Source organism: Rhodococcus sp. 24CO (assembly GCF_050586165.1).
Lineage (GTDB): Bacteria > Actinomycetota > Actinomycetes > Mycobacteriales > Mycobacteriaceae > Rhodococcus_F.
In genome coordinates this window covers 1-8232 of the sequence record NZ_JAZFNF010000041.1, presented here as the reverse complement: position 1 = coordinate 8232, position 8232 = coordinate 1, and the positions used below count along the sequence as shown (strand labels likewise).

Here is an 8232-nt window from a genome sequence, read left to right as displayed (position 1 = left end):
CAATTCCCATTCTCGCGCCGAGGACCAGCCCGTCTACTTCAGTCCTGCGTCAGCAACGTCCATACCCACAACACCTAATCGCATTCGATGGAGATGCACGCTGAAGGTGAAGAGCCGAAGATCGAACAACCCGCTTCTTGGCTCCGGTCCGCATCGCAATGTCCGGTTTACGACATGACATTTACGCTGCGCGGATCATCGCATTCGGACGTTAATCTTCCTGGAGTGAACGCTCAGAAACATGAGGCCGCCCCGCGCATCAGCGGGCGCCACCTCTCCTACATTGCCTTCGTCGCCGCGGTCGTGGTGTATCTGGCGATCATCCAGTTCGGTGGCCGTCTCATCGAGGGCTGGGGCGATGAGACGACACCCTGACCACCCGCGAAGTGGTCTTCACAATGCTGATCCCACTCAGCCTCGCCCTGATTTTCACGTACGGGGTCGTCGCAGCGTTGGGGTGGTGGCGACCGGTCATGAAGGACGACCGCCCGGTCAACCGCTGGGTATGGATCGTGCCCGCCATCCTGCTTGTCGCCATCGCGCTGGGCATCGATTACAGCGCTCTCTCCGAAAAAGGCTGAGTGTTTATCGTCGTCCTTCTCATCGCCACCGAGTTCGTCGGCTGGGGCGAGGAACGCCCCACCGACATACAGATCACGTTGCCCGCAGCCCCTCAAGGGACGGAGGGCAACGTCATTTCGTGGAAGTCGCAGACGACGTGAATCAGGTCGTTTTTTTCGTGTTCGCCCGGGATGATTCTGCACGTTCGACGATTTGATCGGCAATTACTCTCAACTTCTGTTGTGTCCGTTGAGACTCCGTCACGAGCACCTGAAACGCCGCTTCGGAACTGCACCCGCGTATCGCCATCAGGATCCCCTTGGCCTGCTCGATCGTCGCACGGGACTTCATGGCGGTGTTGAGGCCGGTGATCTCGTTTTGCGCGAACTCGATTTCCTTCGCAATACGAAACAAACCCTCGATAGCGGTGGTGTACACACACACGATCAGTGCGTCGACTTCACTGAATCCTCGAGCGTGGTGGCCGTAGATGTTGAGTGCGCCCGCATGTCTTTCGTCGACCCACAACGGGGACGACAGGAAGCTCCTGACCCTGGGTTCGCGCAGATGTGCGCTGAATACCGGCCACCGGAATGCGGAATCGGTGACGGTAGCGCGAACCATCCTACGGGTCCGTGCAGCCTCGAGGCACGGGCCTTCCCCGCAGCCATACTGCTCGAAATCCACATCGCGAACTGTGCTGCTCGTACTCACCGCAGTCCGGGGTACACCCGATTCCGAAAGCAGAGTAATCCCGGCCATGTCGGCTCCGGAGACGCGTATCGCAGAAGAGCATCGGTTGCGCTGGCCGAGCCGACCCGGGAAGCCACATCCGAGAGTGCAGTGGCGAGGGCGTCGAATTTGTCGAGAACGTCGCCAGGCGCGATGTCCTTGCGGCGTTCGTCGCCGCGGATATCGTCTTCGGAGCGTTCCTTCATGGCTGCCTCGCTCAGCTACTTTCTCAGGCCGACCCGTCACCCAGAGACGCGAGAACCTGACGCGCCGCCTTCAGTATATTGCCGGAATCTGCGGAAGCTCGCGCTTCCAGCTCACGGAATGCGAGCGGCGCATCGAAGTCGTTCTGGTGCATCAGCACGCCGACAGCACGGTCGATATCGACTCGTGCCGCAACGGCGTCACGCAGGACGGTGGCCGCTCGGCCCCGCTGTGCGTCGTCAGCGGCAACGTCGAGGGCACTGCCCAGGTAGTCGGCCAGTACAGTCACCAGGTCGAGGCCGTGAATCGAGTTGTCGATGCTCTCTCGTGAGTAAAGATTCAACGAGCCCACCGGTATTTCTTGGGCGAAGAGCGGTACTGCGAGGAATTCGGTGAGCTGCGCTGCCCTGGCCCTCGTGCCGAGTCCCGGCCAGCGGCCTTCGAGCTCCGAGAGCGACATACGGACGTTGTGTCCCGATCGTGAGGCACTGAGGCATGGGCCGTCGCCGAATATGTATTGTGCGTCGTCGAAAGCCCCTACCAGTGGATCTGTCGGAGCCACCGTGAACGGTGTGCTGTCCAATGTCGCCGTCACGCCCGCGTGATCGACGCCGGAGACGAGTTCAACAGCGGCACTGGTGCATCGAGTCATCAACTCGATCACGCGGTCGGCCGATATGGTCGGAATACTCAGATCCCGTCGCAGTTTATCCATGCCAACGGGATTTAACTGGCGAGCGCGCCGGAACGAAGCGGACGTGTCGGGGGTGGGCCGCGGAGCACGCGAAGCAACCATGAGAGACAATTCCGATCTGCGCGCCAGATGACCGCCACCTGATGGTGCTGTGGCATCGACACGTCCAACCCGGTCGCGCGCCGGAGATGTCCCGATATTCGGTAATCTCAACAGTACGCCTTTTCGGCGTCATGGCGGCCCAATTGCACGGAACGTCGGTGTGGACCATCGACGCATATACGGGCGACGGAAGGGCGAGGAGGTGAAATCCTGTGGACGCACAGTCTCGTGGCGACTGGCAGGATCCGCCGCAATCGCCGGAAGGATCCGACAAGGATTCGGCCGACCGTGGCGTGCGGGCTGCGATCGAGCTGCCCCTGACGGCGGAGTTGTGCGTAAAGTGCATATCGCTGACCGAGGTTGACGGCGCCGCGGTGACGATCTTGAGCACCTCGTCCGCCCGCGAGTTGATGTATGCCACAGATGCACTCGCGCAACACCTCGACGAACTACAGTTCACCAGTGGTGACGGTCCCTGCGTCGACGCGTTTCTCTCCGGCAGTCCGGTCCTGTGCAACGACACCTCCGACCCGCTGCATGGCAAGTCGTGGCCGGGATTCTCCAGCGACGCGGAACGCGCCGGCGTCGGCGGGGTCTATGCGTTTCCGTTGCGCGGCGGTCCGAGGGTCTTCGGCGTTCTCGAACTGTACCGACGCACTGCGGGGGCGTTGACGCAGTTTCAACTGGACGCGGCACTGTCCTTCGCCGATGCCATTGCGTTGTCGTTGCTCGACGAGTTATCTCTCGAGGAAGCTTCGGACACCAGGGGAATGACGAATGCGTTTCATCGCCCCGAGGTCAATCAGGCGGTAGGGATGATTGCCGTGCAGTTGAAAGTTACTGTCACCGAAGCTTTGTCGCGGCTGCGGGCTACCGCCTATTTATCTGACCGGCCGATTTGGGAAGTGGCGGGCGACGTCGTCGCCCGCCGGCGTCGATTCTCGAGCGAGGAAGGCGAGGACGATTAACAGGTCGGTTGCGACAGATGCAAGGCTGGAGACGTACGAGGCGCCTCGAGGAAAGCGAGCGAGAAAGGGGATACAGATGGACACCTCGTTGCCGCAGGTGACGATCGCGGAGATCACTCATGTGCTGACCACCAATTACGACTCCCACAACCTGCTCGAGTCGATCACCGACCGTACCCGGCAGTCGTTGACCGCCGCGTGGTGTGTACTGCTTGTACGGGCAACGGACCCGGCCGGCGTGGAGGTCGTGTGCGAATCCGTTGCACCGGGCTTTTCACCGCACCGCGATCTCGTGCACAGTCGTCCCGTGGCTCTGAGTGCGTCGACGGGGTCGGTAGTGATGATCGACGATTTCAAGATCGCCAGTCATCGGTGGACGCGGTTTGCCGACGCTGCCGCACTCTCCGGGCTGGGGGCATGTCGGATTTTTCCGTTGCGCCTCGCCGGACAACCTCTCGGGGCGTTGGCTGTGTTCACGGCGGACCCGTGGAACTCGCGCCCCAGAGGAAGCGCGTACGGCCAGTCGATGGCTGATCTCGCCGCGATTACCCTGTCGATGTCCGGTATCGACGATCGAGCCGAGGCTGCGACAGTGGCGGCGCAACATATTCTGTCTTCCCGCGCCGTGATCGAACAGGCCGCGGGGATGGTTGCCGAATACGACAACAGCAGCATTACGGCCGCGATGAGGGTGTTGGCGGCGCAGGCGAAGGCTCGGGGTTCGACAATTGCGCAATACGCTGAGCAGGTGGTCGAAGGTCGACGATAAAGGCGATCGTGTTGACGACGGGCTGAAAACGTGTCTGCCCCACATCTCGTGACGGGTCAACCGCCTGCGCAGCGCAGAGTGCCCCGTCTTCGGTCAACGCAACCATCGGGCCGGGGCACCTACAGTCTCACCGCAGGTGCTGCGCAACCACAGTTCTCGCCGGCTCGAGCACCTGCGCGGCATTGCCTTGGGATTACGGCACCTCACGCACTACATCTTCTGCTGTACCCGAGCACGCCCGCCTACCTGTTTGTCGGTTCCCCGGCCAACCGGATGGAGCTGAGCGAGCTAAAGCCGTCAGCGCAGCTGCAGGAATGTCCCACCTGCGTTGATGGCGACGAGTCCGTCCTCGTGCTGGTCAAGGACAATGCAGAGAACCCAGACGGCACGATGCTCGACTGGGACTTCGACGTCCAGGCGCGAGATCGACGGCCTTGAGAGTCGCCCGCTCGTCAATACCCAGAAGGCCGCACTATTCAGCGTTCCCGCGGGGAAAGCATTCGAGTTCAAGCTCAAGGGCGCACCCGCCGGGCTGACCGCGGACATCGACATCTCCCTCTATGGGGATGGCTGGGTCAACGAGCTCGACAACATCGCGCTGCAGCCTGGCTCCAGGGCCACGGTGGGCGTCGATCAGAGCCAGCGCAAGCTCACTCTGAGCGGCACCACGGTGTTCGAGCCGCTGCTGATGCTCGCCGCCGAGCAGGCAAATTGGTCGGTGTCGACGAGGGGTGCGGACCTGCGGCTGCAGCCGGGCACCACCCTGTCGGTTGAGCGGGACGCGGACGGCGACGTCGTCTATGGTCTTGCCGGCCTGGGCCCGCCCGCCTCGATGCTGATCGCCGTCAAGCGCTCGGACTCCGTCGGCGATCAGGTGGTGAGCACCAAGGGCCCGGTGGCGATTCCGGTCAACGCCGAGGCATCCATCGCCGCCAACGGCTGGAATGGCGCCTCGCCGTTGACGGTCCGGGTCGGGGGGCGGTGTCAACGAGAGCTACCCGATGAGCCGGAGGTAGCGAACGCTCTGCCACGGACACCCCGCCAGAACCACCCAGACTTCGACTGACACAAGCAATATCGATTCATGAACGCACCCCTCGACCATCTCGCGTGGCGCCGCACCCGGCAGCATCTCAAGCACACCCGCCCCACAATCGTCCACAGTTACAGCGAATACACCCGCTACTTCGGCGCCGGCGCCACCACACTGATCATCGACATCGGCCCCGACAAATGGCTCGACCTCGGACACATCCCCGACAACGTCGACGTCACCATCACCGGACAAACGTGCGCCGCCGTCACTGGCGGAACCATCACCGCCGCCGGACGGTGCTTCCTCCAAGCCACCCACCACGCCCGCGTGAGCGCCTACGACTTCGCCCATGTCGAAGCATTCGACACCACCACCATCGACGCACACGGGGAAAGCCGCATTGTCGGAACCGATTACGCCGACATCCGGGCAGATGAGCACGCTATCGTATTCGCGCACTGCCACTGCCACGTCCACGCCGCCGGATACACCCGCATCGCAGCTACCGACACCACCACAGTCGCCATCGACGGCGACGCCCACGTCCGCGCCGGCGTACGCATCACCGGAGAACACCAATCTACGAATCTGACCATCGTCACCCGCCCCATCAATTGCCTCGCCGACCACCTCAACCGATAGAAAATCGCCAGCCCGACTCTCCCTCCTGCGCCCGGCGACTGCCACGGGATTCGCTGTCACGCACCCGATCTCTGCCGACTTTCCATCAGCGACACCAGTGCTACGCTGTGCACGGCGGTGCGAGTAGTGGATCAAAAACTACCTCGCGCCATTTCTCGTCCAGGGGCGCGTCTGGATCTGTCGATGCACTAGCCGAAACATCACCCGTGGGTGCTCCAGACATCAACGCGCAACCTTCATCCGGCCAAAATAGTTGCGGTCCAACCCTGTTCACGCGCCGCCTGCAACCATCAAGTAGTTCACCTGTGACGGCAGGTCCTGGATGGCGGATAAGCTCTATAGGTATCTGAAATAGAGTCGTTTACAGCATCATCCGCCGATCCACGAATCATCGCCGCCAGACTGAATGAGCGAATCGACGACGACCCGCCATCATCGATCTGCGATGCCAACCCCGGGGTAAGCGTTTGTGATTCCCGCTCGACGAAGGGCTGAAAAAGGGAAAGCCTCCGGTCCGCGAACGGAGTACCGAGGCTTCCATATCCTGGCCTAAGTAACGTGACAGAAGTCAGCGGTCCTCAAAGGCTTACAACCGACAGCGTACGCGAAGCAGGAGTTACACGACAAAGGGCACCGACGACTGGGTGCAGCGTTGGTTGAGCCCGTAACGCTTCGCGACGTATGTTCGCAAGGGTGGCGGTTCACCGGAACGGGCATTGCAACTCTACGAGTTGAATGCCCAACTCAGTGTGGCATTTCTGCACGACTTGGCACATCTGGAAGTGGGCCTGCGCAATGCCTACGACCGCGAACTATTCCATGCTTCAGGGCGCGGACGCGCACTGGACGGAGCCGACGACCGCCGGACACCTGTTTCCGAAACACCTACGCTGGGACCCGTCGGGACAACGCAACGTCGACGTGACAGCACCGCGGGGCCAGATCTCCTCCGCCCGTAAGCAAGCCAGAAACCTTAACGGCGATACGGTTGCAGGAAAAGTGGTGGCGGAACTGATGTTCGGGTTCTGGACCTTCCTGACTTCAGATTTTCATGAGAAGTCTTTATGGGTTCCTCACCTGCACGAGCCGTTTCCGCCTGGAACCGATCGCGCTGCACCATGCGCTCATTGCACTGCGTGAGTTCCGCAATCGTGTCGCTCACCACGAACCGATCCTGTTGGCGCCGGAGTCTGCTCACCGCCAAATCGTGTACGTCACGAAACTCTTGTCACCGCGGGCGCTCGCTCATCTCAATGACCACAGTCAGGTCTCGAAGATCCTCGCCCACAAACCATGACGGATCGCCGGGCGACGAGATCAGGGCGCATCTGACGAGATCCGCCCTATTGCGGTAACGGCAAGCAAACCCAGTTTCGAAGGGACCGTTGATCGCAGAGCGGACGTCGAGCACACTCCACACCAATTCATTGATCCACGTCGCCGTCGCCGCGATCTCGAACCGTGCCTGCACCGTGATCGAGATCGGGGCGGCAGATGGCCCGCCACGCCACGGGGCACGGATATGGGTCGACCTATCATGACCAATATTCTGCTCGGACTAGGGCTTTCGTAACATTAAAGATGATAGTTAGCACTGAAGAGTATCCGGTGAATTTCCTCGCCGGTCTTACCCTCTGGATTGGAGAGGACAGCTATAGAAGCGGGCCGCGGTGTGGCCGGCCTGGTTTCCGGTTGACTGACCTCAGCCTGCGGGTCGTAGAAAAGTCGTTCGATCATGTCATCAGTACGGTTCACAGTGGTCCTGACTTTGTCGTATTGCGTTGTTCATACTGTTGGACAACCGTTGTCGACGCACCGGGCCGGTACGCCTGGGAGGGTGTCCCTATGGTTTCCGTCAAGCTGCTGCAGCGGAAGATGTTTGGTAGAGAGTCTTGTTCTTGAGCATCGCGTAGAGAACATCGCAGCGGCGTCGGGCGAGACAGATCAGAGCGGCATTGTGTTTCTTGCCTTCAGCCCGTTTGCGGTCGTAGTAGGAGCGACTGGTCGAGTCGTGCAGGGCCGCGAACGCGGACAGGAACAGCGCACGTTTGAGCTTGCGGTTTCCTGATCGTGCAGGGTGCTCACCGCGGATCGAAGAGCCAGATCTGTGGGTCACTGGCGCGATCCCGGCGTAGGCGGCGAGGTGGCCCGCGGACTTGAATGCCGACCCGTCACCGACCTCGAGCAGGATCCGGGCTGCAGTCCTGATCCCGATGCCAGGCATCGAGATCAGGACTGGGGAAAGAGGGTGGTCATCGAGCATCCTCTCGACATCGTCACCGATCGTTTTCCGTTGCAGCAGCGTTTCTTTCAAGGATTCGGCAAGTTTCGGTAGGACGATTTCTGCGGCCTTGCTGCCGGGTACTGTCACCGTTTGTGTACTGAGTGCGGCGATGATCTCGTCGGCCAGTCGAGCGCCCATGCGGGGTGCGTGTTTGACCGCTAGGTGTTGTGGGTATGGACGTTGCTGACGCGGGACTGAAGTAGACGGGCTGGTCCTTCGCGGCAGGATGGAAGTGGCGAA

The 8232-nt window shown here is 61.3% G+C and carries 12 protein-coding genes; 8 read left to right on the top strand and 4 right to left on the bottom strand.

The annotated features are described in order from the left end of the window. Nucleotides 1–225: 225 nt before the first annotated feature. The 3 genes from V2B23_RS30610 to V2B23_RS30600 are packed head-to-tail and all read left to right on the top strand — an operon-like array spanning nt 226 to nt 722. Nucleotides 226–375 (top strand): hypothetical protein, encoded by a 150-nt coding sequence (locus V2B23_RS30610; protein ID WP_430953654.1) that lies wholly within the window; start codon nt 226–228, stop codon nt 373–375. Nucleotides 376–398: 23 nt separating this feature from the next. Then, on the top strand, nt 399–581 hold the full coding sequence (locus V2B23_RS30605; RefSeq protein WP_430953653.1) for a hypothetical protein: 183 nt from the start codon (nt 399–401) through the stop codon (nt 579–581). Further along, nucleotides 582–722: a hypothetical protein gene (locus V2B23_RS30600; protein ID WP_430953652.1), complete on the top strand. Its 141-nt coding sequence runs from the start codon at nt 582–584 to the stop codon at nt 720–722. A 1-nt stretch (nt 723) separates the two neighbouring features. Here V2B23_RS30600 and V2B23_RS30595 read toward each other — a convergent pair whose 3' ends face one another. Genes V2B23_RS30595 through V2B23_RS30585 form a run of 3 tightly spaced genes read right to left on the bottom strand, consistent with a single transcriptional unit; the run spans nt 724 to nt 2212 of the window. After that, nucleotides 724–1323 (bottom strand): ANTAR domain-containing protein, encoded by a 600-nt coding sequence (locus tag V2B23_RS30595; protein WP_430953651.1) that lies wholly within the window; start codon nt 1321–1323, stop codon nt 724–726. Beyond that, on the bottom strand, nt 1272–1499 hold the full coding sequence (locus V2B23_RS30590; protein ID WP_430953650.1) for a hypothetical protein: 228 nt from the start codon (nt 1497–1499) through the stop codon (nt 1272–1274). Before V2B23_RS30590 ends, V2B23_RS30595 begins: the two co-directional genes overlap by 52 nt. A gap of 23 nt (nt 1500–1522) precedes the next feature. Further along, nucleotides 1523–2212 carry a GAF and ANTAR domain-containing protein gene (locus V2B23_RS30585; RefSeq protein WP_430953649.1) on the bottom strand — a complete coding sequence of 230 codons (690 nt, stop codon included), beginning with the start codon at nt 2210–2212 and terminating at the stop codon, nt 1523–1525. A 293-nt stretch (nt 2213–2505) separates the two neighbouring features. Here V2B23_RS30585 and V2B23_RS30580 point away from each other — a divergent pair, with 293 nt between their 5' ends. The 5 genes from V2B23_RS30580 (at nt 2506) to V2B23_RS30560 (ending at nt 7005) form a co-directional block, all read left to right on the top strand. Beyond that, on the top strand, nt 2506–3261 hold the full coding sequence (locus V2B23_RS30580) for a GAF and ANTAR domain-containing protein (protein WP_430953648.1): 756 nt from the start codon (nt 2506–2508) through the stop codon (nt 3259–3261). 76 nt (nt 3262–3337) lie between these two features. Further along, complete coding sequence (locus V2B23_RS30575) at nt 3338–4030, top strand: GAF and ANTAR domain-containing protein (protein WP_430953647.1); 693 nt, start codon at nt 3338–3340, stop codon at nt 4028–4030. A gap of 367 nt (nt 4031–4397) precedes the next feature. Then, entirely contained in the window at nt 4398–5096 is a 699-nt protein-coding gene (locus tag V2B23_RS30570; RefSeq protein WP_430953646.1) for a hypothetical protein, read from the top strand. Between the two features lie 18 nt (nt 5097–5114). Beyond that, complete coding sequence (locus tag V2B23_RS30565; protein ID WP_430953645.1) at nt 5115–5708, top strand: hypothetical protein; 594 nt, start codon at nt 5115–5117, stop codon at nt 5706–5708. A 1051-nt stretch (nt 5709–6759) separates the two neighbouring features. Continuing rightward, complete coding sequence (locus V2B23_RS30560) at nt 6760–7005, top strand: hypothetical protein (protein ID WP_430953644.1); 246 nt, start codon at nt 6760–6762, stop codon at nt 7003–7005. 558 nt (nt 7006–7563) lie between these two features. On the opposite strand, the gene V2B23_RS30555 is transcribed toward V2B23_RS30560, so the two are convergent. Then, on the bottom strand, nt 7564–8232 hold a 669-nt coding region (locus V2B23_RS30555; RefSeq protein WP_430953643.1), incomplete at its 5' end, for a transposase.